General features: G+C 68.6%; 13 protein-coding genes and 1 pseudogene. 3 read left to right on the top strand and 11 right to left on the bottom strand.

Annotation, left to right across the window (positions count from 1 at the left end):
- Positions 1-684 precede the first annotated feature (684 nt).
- The 7 genes from JE024_RS38290 to JE024_RS38260 all read right to left on the bottom strand — a co-directional run bounded on the left by JE024_RS38290 (position 685) and on the right by JE024_RS38260 (position 7,330).
- On the bottom strand, positions 685-1,206 hold the full coding sequence (locus tag JE024_RS38290) for a GNAT family N-acetyltransferase (protein WP_205378609.1): 522 nt from the start codon (positions 1,204-1,206) through the stop codon (positions 685-687).
- 158 nt (positions 1,207-1,364) lie between these two features.
- The gene (locus JE024_RS38285) at positions 1,365-1,943 is read right to left on the bottom strand and encodes an ImmA/IrrE family metallo-endopeptidase (RefSeq protein WP_244883677.1); all 579 of its coding nucleotides are present in this window, start codon (positions 1,941-1,943) and stop codon (positions 1,365-1,367) included.
- Positions 1,943-2,113, bottom strand: coding sequence for a hypothetical protein (locus JE024_RS38280; RefSeq protein ID WP_205378608.1), 171 nt, complete (start codon positions 2,111-2,113; stop codon positions 1,943-1,945). The genes JE024_RS38285 and JE024_RS38280 overlap by 1 nt, the downstream gene beginning before the upstream one ends.
- 255 nt (positions 2,114-2,368) lie before the next feature.
- Positions 2,369-3,337 (bottom strand): TniB family NTP-binding protein, encoded by a 969-nt coding sequence (locus tag JE024_RS38275; protein WP_205378933.1) that lies wholly within the window; start codon positions 3,335-3,337, stop codon positions 2,369-2,371.
- 74 nt (positions 3,338-3,411) lie between these two features.
- Positions 3,412-5,511: a TnsB C-terminal domain-containing protein gene (locus tag JE024_RS38270; protein ID WP_205378607.1), complete on the bottom strand. Its 2,100-nt coding sequence runs from the start codon at positions 5,509-5,511 to the stop codon at positions 3,412-3,414.
- The gene (locus JE024_RS38265) at positions 5,508-6,266 is read right to left on the bottom strand and encodes a TnsA-like heteromeric transposase endonuclease subunit (RefSeq protein WP_244883674.1); all 759 of its coding nucleotides are present in this window, start codon (positions 6,264-6,266) and stop codon (positions 5,508-5,510) included. The genes JE024_RS38270 and JE024_RS38265 overlap by 4 nt, the downstream gene beginning before the upstream one ends.
- A 122-nt stretch (positions 6,267-6,388) precedes the next feature.
- Entirely contained in the window at positions 6,389-7,330 is a 942-nt protein-coding gene (locus JE024_RS38260) for a DNA-binding protein (RefSeq protein WP_307840744.1), read from the bottom strand.
- 679 nt (positions 7,331-8,009) lie between these two features.
- Between JE024_RS38260 and JE024_RS38255 the strand changes: the two genes are divergently transcribed.
- From JE024_RS38255 to JE024_RS38245, 3 genes are all read left to right on the top strand, one after another.
- Positions 8,010-8,618, top strand: a complete 609-nt coding sequence (locus tag JE024_RS38255) for a hypothetical protein (protein ID WP_205378606.1) — start codon at positions 8,010-8,012, stop codon at positions 8,616-8,618.
- A complete protein-coding gene (locus JE024_RS38250) occupies positions 8,612-10,033 on the top strand; it encodes a hypothetical protein (protein ID WP_205378605.1) in 1,422 nt (473 codons plus the stop codon). Before JE024_RS38255 ends, JE024_RS38250 begins: the two co-directional genes overlap by 7 nt.
- 131 nt (positions 10,034-10,164) lie before the next feature.
- Positions 10,165-11,430 carry an IS701 family transposase gene (locus JE024_RS38245; protein ID WP_205374336.1) on the top strand — a complete coding sequence of 422 codons (1,266 nt, stop codon included), beginning with the start codon at positions 10,165-10,167 and terminating at the stop codon, positions 11,428-11,430.
- Positions 11,431-11,830: 400 nt separating this feature from the next.
- Here JE024_RS38245 and JE024_RS38240 read toward each other — a convergent pair whose 3' ends face one another.
- From JE024_RS38240 to JE024_RS38230, 4 genes and pseudogenes are all read right to left on the bottom strand, one after another.
- Entirely contained in the window at positions 11,831-13,696 is a 1,866-nt protein-coding gene (locus JE024_RS38240) for an ATP-dependent nuclease (protein WP_205378604.1), read from the bottom strand.
- Between the two features lie 228 nt (positions 13,697-13,924).
- The gene (locus JE024_RS38235; protein ID WP_244883672.1) at positions 13,925-16,663 is read right to left on the bottom strand and encodes a helicase associated domain-containing protein; all 2,739 of its coding nucleotides are present in this window, start codon (positions 16,661-16,663) and stop codon (positions 13,925-13,927) included.
- A 66-nt stretch (positions 16,664-16,729) separates the two neighbouring features.
- Positions 16,730-17,215 (bottom strand): annotated as a pseudogene (locus JE024_RS42475) (TniQ family protein); the annotation flags it as partial.
- Between the two features lie 372 nt (positions 17,216-17,587).
- Positions 17,588-17,825: Helicase associated domain protein (locus JE024_RS38230; RefSeq protein ID WP_205378602.1), on the bottom strand; the 238-nt coding region annotated here is incomplete at its 5' end.

Raw genomic sequence — 17,825 nt, 5'->3', positions numbered from 1 at the left:
CTGGCCGAGGGACGCGAGGGGCGGCTGGAGGCGCGGCCACGGCAGGGCGGGTTCGTGGTGGGGGACGCCTTGTGGGAGGTGCTGCCCCAGGCGGGCGGGAACGTCGCCGAACTGCGCCGAAGGATGCTCCGGGCGCAGGACGAGGGCGTCCTGGAGCACTGGGGGGCGGAGTTTGTGCCGTCCTTGGCGACTCTGCACCGTGCGATCAAGGACGAGTTGCGGGCGGGCCGGGTGCTTCTAGGTCGCCCGGGCGGCGTCGGGCCGGGTGGAGCCGAGCCGGTACGACCGGGCGCTGGCCGAACTCGGCTTCGCAGAGGGTGCGAACGGTCCGCCGGTCGTGGACGGCCCGGAGGCCGTGCCGTCCGGCACGGGCGGTGAGACGGTCGCGGTCGAGCAGACTCTGCATCTGCTGCCTGCCCGGGTGCCGGTGTGGCGGGCGGTGGTGGGAGTCAGGCCCGGGCTGCCGCAGGTGCGGGCCGCGCCGCCGCCGGCCGGCCGACACCTGCAGTCTGTCGTGTCAGTTCCCCCAGGTCGTCTGCCACTGCCTGCCAGGTTTCTGCGTTCTTGGGACAGCGCTGGCTGACGCAAGCTACGAGCCTTGGGTGAGCACCGGCGACAAGTTGGCGGCTCAGGTGACGACGGGCGTCGCCGACATCCCGGTGTTGTCCTTCTGGTATCGAGTCCCTAGGAGGGAGCTCCACCCGGGGCGTGTCCCTTTGAGAGCTCAGCGCGCTTTGGCCCCGCCACGCTCGCGCTGAAGATCTCCGAGACCGGGCAGCCCCAGGCCGCGCCCGGCTGGTCGTGCCCGTAGGGCTTGAGCCCGCATGCCCGGAAGAATGCCAGCCGGCTGGCTGCATCGTCGCCGTCCTGTGGGACCAGGGCCAGGAGAGTATGTCCGGCTTCGTGGGCTCGGCGGGCTACCTCGGTGAGGAGCGCGCGGCCGACTCCGCTGCGACGGCAGGCATTGGCAACGGCCACGGTCAAGACGAACGCCTGCTCGCCGGCGTGCGTCTCCCGGCCTTCGTCGTGTCCGAAATCGCAGTGGAGATGGAACTCGGCGACCCCGACAACAGTTCCGCAGACCTCGGCCACGACGACCTCCATGCCCTCGGGGTCGTAGGGCCCGCAGATGGTGAGGCCAGTAGAGTCCAGGATTTCTTCCACCACCGAGTGGTCGACCTCGGTGATGTCGCGGATCAAGGGCACGGTCTGAGTATCGCAGGGCCGCTGGCGCGGAGTATCGCTCGTGCTGACACTCTTTGCCTCACCGAGCCGACAGGAACGACTGGGTGGGGTGGGTCCGCCAGAACAAGGCCGACGGTCCTTGGAGGACCCCTGCCGGATAGGTCTCCGTGGCGTGGCAATCAGCGGCCGCTTCGGGCCCTTGCGCGCTGAGCTATGCGCCGGGCACCCGTCGCATTCATCCGCCAGCGCGCGAACTTGACGCTGATACCGAAGCGGGCGGCTACGGATTCGTCGGGCACGCCGTTGTGGGCCAGCCGGCGGGCCGCGTCGAAGGGGAGGAGCAGTTCACCGGAGAGCTCTGCCGCTTCGCTCTCCTGGTCGTGGTCGCTGTTGCGGCACTCACGCCCCGAGGTACGGAGCAGCGTGGTGAACTCGTGCTCAAGCAGGACATGGGACATCTCGTGCGCGAGGGTGGAGACGCGCCGGGGACGTTCGTGACCCGAGTTCTCCACGATCACCCGGCGGCGGCCCAGGCACAGGACCGCCGCGGAGAAGACGTCGGGACGGACTTCGGTGAAGTGACGCATGGCTGCCATCGCACCGGAGTGGTCTTCAGCCACTTCGTGCAGGGTGAAGACGTCGATGCCGTAGAGCTCCGCCAGAGCGTAGGGGTCCATCGGCTCGTGCGCCGTGACACCGAGCTCTTCCCGCACCTCCAGTGCCAGGCGCTTCGCCTCGGCCTTGAACCCTCTGCGCACTACGCCTCCTTGTCCCGGGGCAGGGCCTTCACGCGGCGCACCGTAGCCTGAATGACAGCCTCCAGATAGGTGATGTCCTCAGGCTCGAGGTCCTTGCGGGCCCGCAGCAGTGAGCCGATCTGCGTGACAAGCTCCGGCTCCTCCCGCTGCGCGGGCGCGTCACCTCCCACCGCGAACTGCTCGGCGGGAACCCCGTAACGCTGGGTGGGGGGTTTGTTGGTGTGCTGGGTCGTTGGTGGCCTGGGGTGTTGCGGGTTTGTTGAGAAGTCGAGCGAGTGGTTTGGTCGGGGTGGGCGTGGTGTGTGGGCTGGGGTTATGTGTTCTGTGCTGAGCGGGGCTGGGTCTGTTGTAGGTAGTTCTAGCGTGTAAAGGCCCGGTTGGTGTTTGTGCTGGTCAGAGCTGTTCTGCCTGTGTGGAGGGCGGGTCTATCGGTCTCGGCGGGGGCGGTGGTGGGTTTCGGCGAGGTGGTCGAGGCGGATGGCTTCGAGTGTGGCCTTGGTGATGCGTTCGGTGCCGTCGCTGATGGCGGTGATGGCGGCTTGGCGGATCAGCCGGGTGAGGGATCCGATGCGGCCGGCGGTGCGCTGGTGGAGGTAGGAGGCGTGTCGGGGGAGCGTGCCGCGTTTGTGGTGGGTGAGGTCGAGGGCGTTTTCGATGTCGGTGATGACGTCGCGGAATGGGTGGCGTGTGCCGTGGCGGGCGGGTAGGGGGCCGCAGTCGACGAGGGTGGCGCGTCCGGCGAGTTGGGCGCCACGTGTCCCGCTGAAGAGGGGTGTGTCGGTGACGTTGATGCCGGCGTAGACGAATGTGGCCGGTAGGCGTTCGCTGAGGTCTTTGATCAGATCGGCGGTTTGGGCGCCGGTGGTGGTGCGGGGGTTGAGGCGGTGGATCTCGTCGATCATCACCAGCTGTACACCGGCTTGGGTGTAGGTGTGGCAGACGGCGTCGGTGATCTGGGTCTGGGTCATGCGGGCGGTGACGGGGATGCCGAGGTAGCGGGCGAACTCGGTGACGAGGGTTTTCGCGGTCGCTCCGGGCGGGACCAGAACATACGCGACGGGTACCACTGCGTGCGCTGATCCGGGCGGTGCGGGGTTCTTGCGGATGTGGGCGAGGTGACAGGTGCGGCCGACGTTCAGCAGGGCGGTCGTTTTCCCTGCTGCGGCGGGTCCGGTGACGATCAGCGAGGGCCGTGCGGTGGTCTGCTGATGGCGGCCGAGGAGCATCAGGGTGCGGACCTGGGTGGCCAGGGTGCTGATGGCGGGGGTGCGGATGGTGACGAACGCGGAGTGGTAGGCCAGACGTTCCTCTGTGCTGCGGGGCGGGTCACCTGGCCGGGGAGGGGCGGGCGGGTCGGTGGTGGCGAAGCGGTCCCAGCCTTGCCAGGTGGTCAGGGGCCAGGACGGCTCCGCCTCGCCGCTGTCGTCGGTGCCGCCTTGTGTGCTGCCCGCGCTTGGCTGGCTCGGGTTCACCATGCGGCGGCTTCCTCGTGTGCGTTGTAGAGCCCGAATCCGGCGGCCGGGGCGGGGCTGACGTCGTCGGGCAGGTCGCCGAGGTCGTCGATGCTGTCGTCGTCTTGCTGTCTCGGGCTGTCGGCGGGTGCTTCGGTGTCGTGGTCCCCATCGCGGGCTGTGGGGAGCGGGATGTGAGCGGTGCGGGCCATGAGAGCCTGCTCCGTTGTGGTGGCGTGGCCGCTGTGGACGCGGCGCATGAGCTGGTCGAGGGCGTCGGCGAGGCCGGCTTCGTACTGCTCGGCGTCACCGTGGTTGCCGTCGACGGCCTGGGTGCGGATGTGATGCCAGGTGCGTTCGTCGAAGGGCCGGTGGACGTGGTCGCGGTGGATCCACGGAATCTCGGTGAGTTCGCCGTCGGGAAGCCGGACCCAGATCTGGCGCACGTCGTGGGGGTTGTAGTGGATCTCCCATTTCCCGCCCCGGCCGGCGACGGGTGAGGCCTGGCCGCGGTGCGGGGCGAGGAGATCCGCGTCGTAGGTGCGGTGGTGGATGGAGATGCCGGCGGGGGTGATGGCCTGCCAGCGCACGGGCAGCAGTTCGAGGTAGTCGCGCCCGGTCAACGGGACGGGCACGTATCCGGCGACGGCGACGAGCGCGCCCCACATCTCATTAGGGGTGAGGGCCTTCCTGGGCATCATCGGGTGGCGCAGCCCTTCGTGGGGCCGGTGGTGGTAGTGCACCAGCCACTCATCAAGAAGGTCCTGGAGCTGGGCGACGCTGTAGCAGGCGTCTTTCTCGGCATCGGGGCCACGGCGGGTGACGTCGGATCCGGTGTAGCCGGGCAGGTGCTGGCAGAACAGGGCGTTGATGGAGCCGAAGGTCCGCTCGACGATGCCCTTCGCGGTGGGGGCGCGGGGCGGGGCGGGCTGGACGCTGATGCCGAGGGTCTCGCAGGCGGCGGTGAACGCGGCGGAGACGAAGACCTTGCCCCGGTCGACGACGATCGTCTCGGGCAACACGACCGGCCGTGCCGCCGCACCAGCCAGGCGCTCATCCAGCGTGGCCAGCCGCTGGTGGGGCAGCGCGCGGGCGTGGTCCATGCGCAGGATGTCCGGCCAGGTCGGCCTGGCCGGGTGCGGGACGGCCATCTCCGCCAGCAGCAGGGCCGCGTCCACGGCCTTGGTCGCGCTGGGGCACAGCACGGCGGCCAGGACGGAGCGGGTGGCGACGTCGACGGCGATGGTCAGCTCGGGCCGTGCGAGGCGCCCGTCGTCGAAGAGGGCCAGAACATCCAGGCGGGTGGTGTCGATCTGGACCTGCTCGCCCGGCCGCAGCGCGGTGGCAGGGGTGAAAGCCCGCCCCTCGACACTCGCGGGCACCTGCCGCACCGGACCACTGGGCAGTTCACCGGGGCGGGCGAGGGAGGTGACGAGACGGTACAGCGTGGCCTGGGACGGCACGGGCACCGCACCGGGACCGTGCCGGTCCTGAAGGATCTGGTTGATCAGCGGGAACAGGCCGTTGATGGTGCCCCTGGAACACCCGCGCCGGCGGCGCAGTGCCTCGCGGACGGCGGCGACGACGCGTTCGTCGGAGCGCCCGGTGGGGCTGGAGGCGCGGGTGGTGCGGTGGTCCAGGAGACCCCACAGTCCCTGCTTGCGGTAGGCCAGGCGCATGCGCTGCACCGTGGTACGCGACACCCGCCCGAAGCCGAGTGCGGTCAGCTCCTCGGCCTTGGCCTGCTCCCGCTCGGCCAGCGTGTGCCGCTCCGGGTCGTACTGCTCCCGCACCACCCCTTCGCTGCCTGGCCCGTCGGCAAGGCCGCATTCGACTTCCCTCACGTGCCGCTGCCAGGCCAGAGCCTTGTTCCGCGCCGCGGCGGGCGCGGTCTCGAACAGCCCCCACTGCGGGGCCGCCTGCGGCAGGTCGGCTCCGATGACGCTGAAGCCGGGATCGGCGAACAGGTACCCGGCGAGCACGGCCTCACCGCCGCTGTCCGGGCCGACGAGGTGAATGGTCTGCCCGGACAGGGCGACCACCTGCCACTTCACACCGCGGAACCGGACATGCGCCCCGACCCTCACCGCCGGCCGGGCATTGCGCCGCGCGCTCACCCGGCACCTCCCGCCTTGTCCAGACCGTTCCAGCCCCTGGGGCCGACGAGGACGCACTCGTGCAGCGGCGCCTCCAGGTCCGCCGTGAGCTGTCCGTGCCACAGGGCGCGAAAGACGACGGGAAGCACCTCGATCGGGTCACCGACAGCTTCGGCTCCCTCCAGCAGCGGCCGAGGCCGCGCGAACACCTCCAGAACAGCGGGCATCAGGCCCGGGCGGCCAACGTTGCGGGGATGGCGGTAGCCGGCCAGCCACTTCAGATTGGCGGCCGGTACGTCACCGAGCGGTGCAAGGCGCCGATAGGTCCAGCCGATCTCCTCACACGCCTCGCCCACCGCTTCGGCAGCCCTCACCGCGCGGTCGCCGCCTGCCTCCAGGCGGCCGGGGCAATCGGCCAGCAGACCCGTGCCGTCGCGGTACCGGGCGAACAACTGCGGCACCCAGGAACGCACCCGCCCCCGATCGTCCCGCCACAGCAGCCGTACCGGCCGCCCCGCGAGCCCGGTCACGTCAGGGTCACGGTCCAGCACCATCAGCTGGGTGCGCATCGCGTTCGACCCCGCGGCCACGTGCCGCCCGGTGGTCGCCGACCACCACAGGCCCGGCCCCCACCGCCTGCCCGGCACCATCGGGAACGCCGACACCGGCGGCAGGCCTTCGAACGCCACGGTCACGGCGGCATCCGCCCACCGCTGCTGCACCGCCTGCCCCACCGGGTCGAGGAACACCGCCTCGAACCCGCTCCCTCGGCCCACGGCCGCTCGCCTTCCCCAGCCCTCGAGCCGGGTCGCTCCTGTGCTGATCACCGCGTCAGCCAAGCCGCTCCTGCTGACAGGCGCCGCCGTTTTCAAGGTTTCTGCCACAAACGAGTGCTGTATCAGCTAACAGCCGATGCGCCCGGTCCTACCTTGCTCTCAACCCCGTCTCCCCGCTCGCCAGCCCTCAGCACGCTCCTGAGCGTCTCGGCGGGCATGTCCGCCCACCGGGCCACCTCCTCCAACGGCACTCCGCCATTCACCGCCGCCACCGCGGTCCGCTTCCAGGCCGCCTCGACCAGACCGGCACTGTGACCGAGGCCTTGCAGCAACTGCCGGGCGACCTCGGCGGTCGGCCCGCTCTGCACGCCGCGCAGCTGCAGCAACTGCTCCTCGGCACTGCCGAGGAGACTGCTGATCCGCATCCGCTGCTCGGCCGGCACCACCGCCCGCCACATCGTCCCCGAACCCGGCGCCCTTCTCTCCTTGCCCAGCACCCGCAACTGCCCCGCCATCGTCACCGGCTGATGCTCCCGGCGCAGCCACCAGGGGTCGTTGTCGTATCCGAGAGGCCCACCGGCCCCACGGCGCAACCGGATCACGCTGCCCATCCACGCGATCAGCGGACCGCCATGGTCCGCCGCAGCCAGCGGCCCCAGCCACTCCCGCCCCACCCGCTCACCGAGCCGACGGCAGAACAACCCGTCGACGCGCAGCACTCGCGGCTGCCCGGCACCGCTGTCCACCCACACCAACTGAGCCATAGCCGGATCAAGCAACACATCGGCCACGGTCACCACCTCGGGAAAGACCACCGCGTCCCGCCCCACGATCCGCCACCGCTCCAGATCACCCCCGGCATCACCGCCCGCGACCTGATGCAGCCGCCGCGGCCAGACCTTCTCCCGCTCCCAGTGCAGGGCCTGCTCCCACCAGCGCGCCACCACCGCCTGCGCCAGCGCGAACACCCTCTCCGGCTCGGCCCCCGCCCGCACCGCACGCCGCGCCACCCCCGCCCACCGCCGCTGCGCCGCGACCACCTCCGGCAGGCGCCGCACGTCCAAGTACTCGTGAGGCTGGTCGGCGTCCGCATCAAGGAGCCACCGCCCGTGCCGTGCACACACACGGTTCCACCGTGGGGCGTACAGCACCGCCGGCCCAGCCGTCCCCGTACGCCGGGCCGTACACAGACGACAGCCGAAAGCCACCGGCCCGGCAACCGCACCACCGGTCCGCCATGCCGCCGTCGGCTCCCCGACCTCCGCGGCCGGCAGCCTGGCATCCTCCCGCCCCCAGGACGGCAACGCCCGCGCCAGCACACCCTCCTCGACGCCGCACAGACCTGCCAGGAGCTGTCGTCCGGCCGCGTTCAGGAGCACCTCGGCATCTGCCCGAGAGGTCCCGCCCTCGTGCTTGGGCTGGTGATTGCGCCATTGCCACCTGGACCGCAGGGCTTTGGCCTCCAGTCCGTAGCGGCTCGCGATGCGGCAGATCAGCGACGAGCTCGTCTCTCCGAGTAGGGGAGCGGTCCGCAAAAGGCCAGGAGGAGGGATCACTGCACCACGGTCTCGTGTTGGCCGATCCGGGAGGGAGCTTTCGCGGTGCTTCCTTCCGGCCCCGGGCGTCGTGGGCGCACCTCCCTGAGGCCGTAGCTGCCCCTCCCCTTGAAGCCACTCCTCAGTGTGGCGAGAGATTAGCCCGTTCGAGCCGACCGTGATGGTCCGATCGCACTAAGCTACGAGTGTGGTGGTTGGCGAAGACGCTCAGATGAAGGGCTTCTCGGGGGCCCGCAGAGCCAAGCAGTGGCTCGAGGGCACGATGCGTATCTTCGGTGCGTACGCGAACACGGACTCGGAGTCCTGCGGCCGTCGGCTGACTCTGCCCTGGCCGTACGGAGGCCGGACGTTCTCCTTCGATCTGGGCGGGGCCATGCGCGGTGACCCCTACCAGAACGACATGTTTTGTGCAGAGGTCAAGAACTACGCGCAACCCAGCGATCAAGGAACGCAGTTCGACGAGTTCCTCGCCAAGTGCTACGTGGCGGCGCAGAGAGAGCACCACCTCAGCGATCACTTCATGTGGATCACCTGGGCGCCGTTCCGTGCGAACTCCTGGTCCACCCTCAACTCACCTGACCAGGTGGAGAGTGCAGTCCTTCAGCACAGCAACCGAGTTTTCGGCACCAGCGACACCGAGGAAGCCCGAAAGCTCCTAGACAGCGAACTCACCCGGTCGGTCGCCGCACGCCTATGGCTGATCGTGCTCTCGGACAAGCAGGAAACTCTCCTGCCGCTCAAGGACTGGGCAGCCATCGTCGCCGCCGAACTCACCCGCAGAGAGGGCTCATGGTGAACCTCGTCGAACAGTCGATCTCCCAGGCCATGGACGAGCCCGACGACCGGATGATGTTCGCCCGGGTCAAAGACACCGTCGCCCGGCACCTGCGCCGCATGGACCCAGGCGCCACCGTCACCAAGACCGAGTTCTTCAACCACACCCATGTCCCCGACATGGTCCTGGAATGGCCCGGCAGACCCCGCACACCGCGCCGCTTCATCTACCTGCGCACCACATCGGACCAGCACGAGCTTGAGGACGACCTGGAGCGCCTTCCTCGTGCGGACCGGCCGGTGCTCCTGGCGCTCGGGCAACTGCCCACCGCACGGCAGCAAGGAGACCTTCCCCCACTGTCCGGCAGCAGCACCTCGCTCCTCCTCGACGCTTCCGCGCTTGGCGCACTCCAGCCGGCCGACGACTCTCCCGGTATCCCTCATCTGGTGTCCCGCTCCGTCCTCGAAGGCGGCCGCGGCACCCTCGACAAAGCGGCGGCTGAGGAGTTCCTCAGCACGGTCGTCCAAGGAGCCGAGGCTGCCCGGGCTGGAGAACGCGTCCCCACCCGCGACGCCATCGACGCCCTTACCGCGCGGATGACCACCGACGTCGCCGACCGGATGTCAGCCTTCCTTGCCGCGCTATGGCAGGGCGGCGGCTCCACGCTTGCCAGTTTCCCCGCCCCGCAAGGCATCGGCCATCTCGACGAGACGGCCCTGATGTACCTGCTGGAATCCGAGGACATCACCGACACCGCGTTCTGGAATCGGGTCGTCCGCATGATCAGCCTCCACATTCTGCTGCGCACCCCGGCCGCCAGCACGGGCAATCTTCAGTACCTCATGCGTGAGGCGATTCGGCTCTGGACCAGTCGCGTCTGCATGATCGTGCCCGGCGATGCAGAGGCGGACATTAGTCCGTGGCGCTGGGCGGTGAAGGCTGGCCAGCTGATCCTTCAGACCCCACGTTTTCATGTGCTTGTTGCTCAGTCCCGGCGCCAGCTCCCGTCCGGGCAGGAGCATGATCTGCCCCGCCTCGACGAGGTGAGGAATAGGGCTGACCGCTTCGGCATCCCGTTGACCTCTCTGCGTATGGTCGTGACGGACCGCCACGTCGGATACGGCGGCCCCGGAGACGACATCTCCCACGACACCCAACTCGACGGCATCAGCGACGCTCTGGGACAGGCTGAGGGAGTCATCGAGGCCGATGCCCGCATTCCTTCCGGTGAGACTCTCCAGTGCGTCTTCGGCTCCGGAATCGCCAGCGCCCGCGGCGCACGTACCCAGGTACCGATGGATGCCCTACTCGGCACGACGACGCGCCTGCTCTCTGATCTCTCGGGCGACGAAGCTGAGAAGATCACGCAGCTGCTCGGCGCCCAAGCCGCGCCCCCCGGCCAGCCATGGAGTCAGTCCAGCTTCGACGACGTATAGGGCTAGCACGGTGCCGTCAGCTCTCTCGACGCTGACGGGGCCGATGAGAGCAGGCAACGGCACTAGTAGTGCTTGGTCATGTGCGATTTGCCATGGCGTGTCTTCTTGATCGGCCGTGTCGTTGACTGGATGTGCTGAGCGAGGAGTTGGCCGCGGTTCGGTGTGATCTGGAGGACTTCGCGGCGGAGATGTTCGAGCCGTTCGCGCGGGCGGATCAGCGCCGGTGGGGCGGCGTCTATCTGCGGGGGCTGCTGCTGGACGGCGGCCGCAAGTCGGTGGAGCCGATGGCCGCCCGCCTTGGCGAGGAAGGTAACCGGCAGGCCCTGGCCCACTTCGTGACCTCCAGCCCATGGGATGCGGCGCATGTGCGGGCCCGGCTGGCCTGGCGCATACAGCCGGTCATCAAGCCCATCGCGCTGGTCATCGATGACACCGGATTCCTCAAGGACGGGGACGCGTCGGCGTGCGTGACCCGGCAGTACACCGGCACTGCGGGCAAGGTCACCAACTGCCAGGCCGGTGTCTCGCTCCACCTGGCTTCCAACAGCGCCTCCGCGGCGGTGAACTGGCGTCTGTTCCTGCCAGGGAGCTGGGATCCCGCCTCACCGACAGCCGATCCGGCCAAGGTCGCCCGCCGTAACAAGTGCGCCATCCCTGCCCAGGTGGGCCATGTCGAGAAGTGGCAGCTGGCCCTCGACATGATCGATGAGACTCGATCCTGGGGCATCGAAGTGCCCCAGGTCATCGCCGACGGCGGCTACGGGGACACCGCCGCCTTCCGGCTCGGCCTTGAGACACGCGGACTCGACTACGTGGTGGGCATCTCGACCACAACCACCGCACACCCCGAGGACGCACAGCCTACGACCCCGGCCTACCTCGGCAGGGGCCGGCGGCCGGTCCCTGCATACCCCGAGTCGGCACAGCGAGTGAAAGACCTGGTCATCGCGGCCGGCAAATCCTCTGCACGGCCGGTGCAGTGGAGGGAAGGATCACGGCCGGGCAGTGGCCGCAGCGGATTCAAGCGCATGTACTCGCGCTTCGTGGCCCTGCGGATCCGGCCCGCCGGACGTGAGATCCGCAAGGCCGCGACCACCGCCGAGCTTCCGGTCCGCTGGCTGCTGGCCGAATGGCCCGCCGACCAGGACGAGCCCGTGCAGTTCTGGCTCTCCAACTTGCCCGAGACCACCCCGCTGCCCGTCCTCGTGCGCACGGCGAAACTCCGCTGGCGCATCGAGAACGACTACCGCGAGATGAAACAAGCCCTCGGCCTGGCCCACTTCGAAGGCCGGACCTGGCCAGGCTGGCACCACCACGTCACCCTTGTCTCAGTAGCCCACGCCTTCTGCACCCTCCAGCGACTGAGCCGATCCCCAAAAGAGACGGCGCCGGCCTGAGCCTCTACCGAGTCGTCCGCGAGCTGCAGATACTCCTCGCGACCTGGACCGGCGCCTGCCCCACCTGTCACCGCGACATACCGGACCCTGCACCAACATGACCAAGCCCTACTAGTCTCTGTCTGTTTTGCTCGGCTCTCGCTGTGCCGATTGTCAGTGCCCCATGGGACTCTTTGAGTACGCCAGTGACGGACCAAGTGGAGAGTGTTGAGGGGCGTGCCATGGCTGTGCGTGTTCGGCATACAGATCCACCCGCGCCGTCCGGGTGTCGGTGGTGCGGCGAGGAAAAGAACAGACACGGTCGACGGTGGGTGGCTTCTGCGGGAGTGCACTCATGGGAGGCTCCTACCCGCGAGCAGCGTCTGAGCAGGATGAAAGCCCGCCGTGCAGCACGGTTGGCTCATTCGTCCTCGGACCAGTGACGCAGCCCGGCCTCGCTGGCCACCTTGATCGCGTCATTGAACGACTTCACCAGGGCAGGCGGAACGTCCGAGGGCTGCCGAAGTCGCTGCGCCAGCTGGACGACCATGCTCTCCTTCTTACGCGGAGCCTGCTCGGAGTTCTGGTACAGCAGGGTGTGAAGCGACTTGCTGAACTTACCGGCGCGGCGCAAGCCTGCGACATCCGCGGGCGTCCACTGCTTCTCGTCCTTGCGAGGCCACTCGGCGTTCATGGTGTCGGCCCACTGATCGTCACTGAAGACGTCCTCCAGCTCGTTCGGATCTCCCAGGAAGAGGCAGTCCTTCTCGGTAAAACCGTACTTCTCCAGGCGATTGAGACTAAATTCCCTTTCCTTGTCGCGCATCGAGTCGCCATCGACTAGGAACAGGACGGTGCGCCTGTGCTTTTTGAGGAATTTGGCAAAGTTGAGGGCGCCGTCGTTGCCACCGCAGTCCCACAGTGCGATGCCCGCGGACTGGATCGGGTAGCCGAACGCCAGCTTGAACAGCGCTGGTAGTGCCGCGTACTCGGTGGGGCCCTCCACACCCACAAAACACCGTTCATGCAAGAGGACACTGTTGCGGAAGCCCAGGGAAACCGCCATGTTTGACAGAAAGCGCCGGGTGTCCTCGTCGCTGTCGTCTGCGCCGAGTGACTGTACGTAGGCTCGTCCGTCCCTACTGTTGAGATGCACGATGTCCTGGATGTCGACGCCGTCGATGAGGTTCAGGGAATGGGTGGCAACGATTACGGTGGACTGCTCGGCGGACGACGACACCTTGATCATGTCCATGATGCGGCGCTGGTGCTCGTAGTCGAGGTGCGTGTCGGGCTCGTCATAAGCGATGATCACACCGCCAGTGACGCCGCCCTCCGCTGCTTCCGAAAGAAGCTGCTGGCTGGCCTCCCATAGGGCTAGTGAAATCCTGCGGGACCTGCCCGCCCCGGCCGCAGCCAGCGACACCGCCCGTTGACCCGGCGCCGCAGCGGTCATCGAGACGCCACTGACGGTCGGCCGCAACTGCACGGTCGGCTCCAGTGAGAAGGAGTCGAGAGCGCATCGTTCCTCGACCAATTTCTGCAGGCGAGCGGCGTCATCCTTGAGTAGGCCGGAGAAAGCGGTCTCCAGGTCGGTGATCTTCTGCCGGGTCTCCTCACGCAAGGTGTACTCGCGCAACTTCGCCGTCAGGATGCTGCGGACTACAGTGTCGGGAGTTTCCGCGGCATCGCCTCGGAAATAGAGAAGCTGAGGGAGGGCGCTGACGACGTGCTCCGGCGCCTGCGCCCAGCCGGCAACCGTTGGGGCTGAGGCCACGTAGTCCTCAAGGACCTCGGTCCAGCTCGCCTTGACGTTCGGTTGGCCGTCACGCAACCTGATCCCTACCTCCGAGGCAAGGCTGCGGAGCTCGGGCACCTTCAGGGAGGAGATGTTCCGTAGAGCGGGGTTCTGCGGCACCTGGGCAAGCCACTCGAGTGAGACGCCTTCACCTTCTACGTGCCGTCGGCGCACCTGAATCGAAGAGGTGAGCCCTAGGGCCTTCTTATCGGCGTCGGACAGGTCGAACCTGCCCTCCACCGTCACCGCGATCGGCTCCGCAGCGTCATCGTCCGATGGCAGCGCAGCGCGCGCTGGCTCACTTTCGGCAAACTGAGAGACGTCACTGTCCGCGAGAGGGCGCTCGCCGAGCAGGAAGGCGATGGCATCCAGGGTTGCTGTCTTCCCGCAGTCGTTGTGGCCCGTCAAGATGGTCTGCTTGTGGATTGGGATGCTCTGGACGTCGCCCAGCGAGCGGAAATTAGTGACGCTGAGTTCGACGAGTCGCACAAGGCTCCCTTGCTATAGGGCACGGACACGCGGGGGCCAGCAGCCGTCAACGCGCCCTTGGAACAGACCACTTCGGGGCGAGGTGGGAAAACTCTAGCGTCTGATGAGGCATGGAAGAGCCAAGATCGCACGTTGCAGATGGCGCGTCAGCGTAGAAGGGCGACATACGTCCCTTCTCGGACGATGGGAGCCTCCCTGACCGCTAGGGGGACAGGCAGTCACTCCGGGTTACTCGCCGGTCTGTTGCACACCGCAATCTCCTCCGACGATGCGGGTGTGAGCGAGGAGTTGTTGTTGGTGGGGGTGGAGGGTATGCCAGCGGGTGCGTTGCTGGGCGGCCCAGTGGTGGAGTGTGTCCGGGACGGGTTTGTTCCCGCTGATCGTGGTGCGGTATTGCTGCCAGGTGCGGTGCCAGGTGTAGAGCCAGGGCGGGTTCCACCACGGGTCCAGGCTGGTGAGCGCGGCTGCGGTGGTGGCAGAGAGGGTGCCGGCGCGGGCATGGCGGCGTTGCTGGCCCAGCCATTGGCCGAGAGGGAAGCCGTCTTGCCGGGTGTGCTTGTCCGGGGTGAGGTGGCCATGCTGGGCGGCGTAGGCGCGTGCATGGCCCAGTCCGGGGCTGACGGGGTAGGAGCGTGTGGCTGAGGCGGGCCGTTCGCTCGTGTCGGCGTGGGGTGTGATGCCGAGGGCGGTCAGGAGGTCCTGCTGGGCGGGGTGGAGATGCTCCCAGGACTCGTGCTGGACACGGATCCAGCGGTAAAGGCCTCGGGAGAGGTTCGTGGCCGGGAGGCCGTCGGCACCCGCAGCTGCTGTGCGGATGCGGTGGTAGGCCTGCTGCCACTGCAGGGGCCAGGGCGGATTCCACCACGGATCGATCATGGCCAGGGCTTTGACCCGGGTGGGGGAGAGGCGCCCCTGATTGGCGCGTCGCCGTTGCCAGGCCAGCCACTTCCCCAGCCGGAACCCGTCGAGGACGGTGCTGGAGGAGGGCACGGAGATATGTCCATACACGGCCGCATAAGCGCGAGCTTGGGTGAGCGCGGTGTCGAGGAAACCAGGGCCGGTGCGGGCGCGGGGAGCCGGTGGTTCGGCGGCGCGGGCTGCTTCAGCAGTGATGCCGATCTTGATCAGCAGGTGGCGCTGTCCGGCGTCGAGGGTGCCGTAGCCGGCGTACTGACGCCTCACCCAGTCAGCCAGCTCCTTCTCCAGGTCCGCGATGCCGGTACCACCGCCGTCGGCTGCGGACGCAAACTCTGACCGCCTCCATACGCGACTCCAATCGCGCTGCCACGCCAAGGACCAGATCGGGTTCCACCAGGGGTCGAGCGCTGCGAGGAGCGTGCTGACCGGCCATGTTCCGCCCGTAATACGGTGGTGCTGCCGCGCTTGGCGGCGCTGTTCGCTCAGCCACCGCCCCAGCGGAAACCCCTCAAAACAAGCTTTCAGGGGCGTGGCGAGGTGGCCATGTGCGACGGCGTACGTGCGTGCGTGGGCCAGCCCGGGGCCCGTACCGCAGAGCTGGCCGATGATCGCGTGGGGGCAAGCGGCGGCGGTCTCGGCGGTGATGCCGATCTCCGTCAGCAGACGCTGCTGCAGCGGATGCAACTGCTTGTAGCCGGTGCACTGTACGGACAGCCATGTGGCCCAGCCGTCACTGCCGTCCGGCCAGCCACCTTCTGCAGCCCCTTGGCGCCGCTCTTGGGCATGAGCGCGGATCCGGTGCCAGGTGCGCTGCCACGCCAGGGGCCACGGTGGGTTCCACCACACGTCGATCGTGTCGAGCACCTGAAGGTGCGCTGGTTCGTCCTGGCGGCGGGTGAGGCAACGCTGGGCAGCGAGCCATTTCCCGAGCAAAAGCCCCTGGTGGGAGATGTTCTTGGTGGCCAGGGCCAGGCATCCGTGTTCGGCGACGAAGGCGCGCGCACAGGCAACAGCCATATCGATGCCCGCTGTCCGGCTCGTTCGGCGCGGGCGTGCGCTACCGGCAACCTGGGCCGTGATGCCGATGTCGGCCAGCAGACGGCGCTGTTCGGGGTGGAGTGAGCCGTAGTCGGTGCACTGCAGGTACAGCCACTCCCCGGTCAGCACGTGGGTGTCGGGGAAGCCGTCGGCGGCGTTGAGGGGGCCGTGGCGCCTGACGTGGTCGCGGGCGCGGTAGTAGGAGCGCTGCCACTTCACCGACCAGGGGATGTTCCACCACGGATCCACCTCCTTCAGGGCGGCGGCCTTTTCTTCGGGCAGGGCCAAGGCGTGGGCCTGCTGGTTGTGCACCCATTTCCCCAGGGAGAAGGAACCGACTCGCGTGTCGCGGCGAGTGGCGAGGTGGCCGTGCTGGGCGGCGTAGGTACGCGCGTGGGCCAGGCCGGCGGCGAAGGCCCCGTCGGCGTGCACGCTGTGGCCCCGCAGCCGTTTCTGAGCCGGCAGACCCTCTGTGCCCGCGGTCTGCCGACGCTGGTAGCCCGCGAGAACCTCGGCGAGAGGCCGGGGCCGGAGCGCCAAGGGGACCTGCCACAGCCGCTGTTCGTCGTCTCCACTGCCGCCCCCCGTACGGATGCACTGGTACGTCCAGGCAAACAGCGGTCCGTGGGTGCAGGCGGCCAGACGCTCGGTGAGCCACGGACGCCGCAGGCGATGGCCCAGCTCGCTGGGCGCACAGGGCACATCAGCCAACCGGTAGGGGAGGTGACCACCACTGTCAGCCGCGACACGCAACCGCCAGGCCCGGCTGGCCAGAAGCGTGGCGAGGAGGACAGTCTCGGGATAGGTGACCAGATCCCGCGCCAGGATCCGCCACCGCTGCGGATCCTCGCCCGCAGGCATGGTCGCAGCCAGCCGCATCGGCCACAGGCGCTCCTCGGGCCACTCCTGCGCCCACCACCAGGCTGCGACCGCTTCAGCAGCCTCGAAAGCCGCACCGGCGACGGAGGAGCGACGCAGCAGCCTGCGGTGACCCCCCTGCGCCTGGACCACCTCCGGGCATCCGCCCAACCCGACGACACGACCCCCGCTGCCAGGCACGCCCATCAACCAGCACCAGTGACGTGGGCAGACTCGCTGGTGCGCCGCCAGATACATCCGGGCCGGTGCAACGCGACCGGTCCGCGCAGCCACACAGCCCGGGCACGCCGGACCCCAGGCAGCGACCGTCTCCACCCCGTTGTGGAGCCGCGCCACTGGCCTCTCCTTCGAGGACCCCAGCGGCTCCTCCCGCATCCACGCCGGCAACGCACGGCGTAAGCCCACCTGCGGCACACGGCACAACGCTGCGGCCCGGTCCCGGGCCGCAGCGTTCAAGAACACCTCACTGTCGCCCCGCAGAGCCCCAGCAACACCATGCTGGCCAGCCACGTCAGTCATCGACCACAGCAGACTCCGCACCGTCAATCCGTACCTGTCCGCGACCCGCCCCAGGAACGACAGCGTCATCTCACCCTGCAGAGGAGCCACCCGAAAGGCACCCACGGCCAGCAACAGCCTTCCCTCCCCTTCATCGCCTGTGACAACTCGCGCGCTTCGACTCATGTGACCGAGTAGTTCATCTGACAGGCTTCACCACATGAACGACGCAGATTGAGAGGCCGTCAGCCACCTACCCTGGACGTCTGGCCCGCTCTTCGTCGAAAACCAAGCACACGTCGTCCACTGCAGCCCCCAACTCAACCAGCAGGGCAGACGGCGCCGCGACCACTTCACCCGAGGCCTCACCCGCAGCACACCAGTACTCACTGCGGCGGTCGCGCTCGGGCTCACCGCACAGCTGTGACCACCCGCGCAGGCGCCCCCAGTGCCGCCGCGTTCCCTCACAGCACCGCAACCCGCCCCGCCAACAGTCCCCCAATGGCAGACCGTGTCCCCGACCGCCAGCGGCCAGCCGCCGAACGGGGAAGCCCGCGATCACGCCCAGTCGATGCCGAGTGCGGCCAGCCGGCTGCGCTGCTCTTCGCTCAGCCCGGCCCGCCGTGATCGGGTGTTCGATACCCACACCCCCAGATTCTGCGGCCCGTCCCGCAACTGTTCGACCCAGGCCCGGGGGACCACGGTGCGTCCTTCCCGCTCGATGTACTGGGCGAGCGCCGCGATGCCGCGCTCGAACGCCGCGCTCGCCCCAGCCCCCGCCCGCTTCCCCCGCGCC

It is taken from the genome of Streptomyces zhihengii (assembly GCF_016919245.1).
In the GTDB taxonomy this organism is placed as follows: domain Bacteria; phylum Actinomycetota; class Actinomycetes; order Streptomycetales; family Streptomycetaceae; genus Streptomyces; species Streptomyces zhihengii.
Note: the sequence above shows the minus strand (reverse complement) of the source record. Positions and strands in the feature narration are given on the sequence as shown.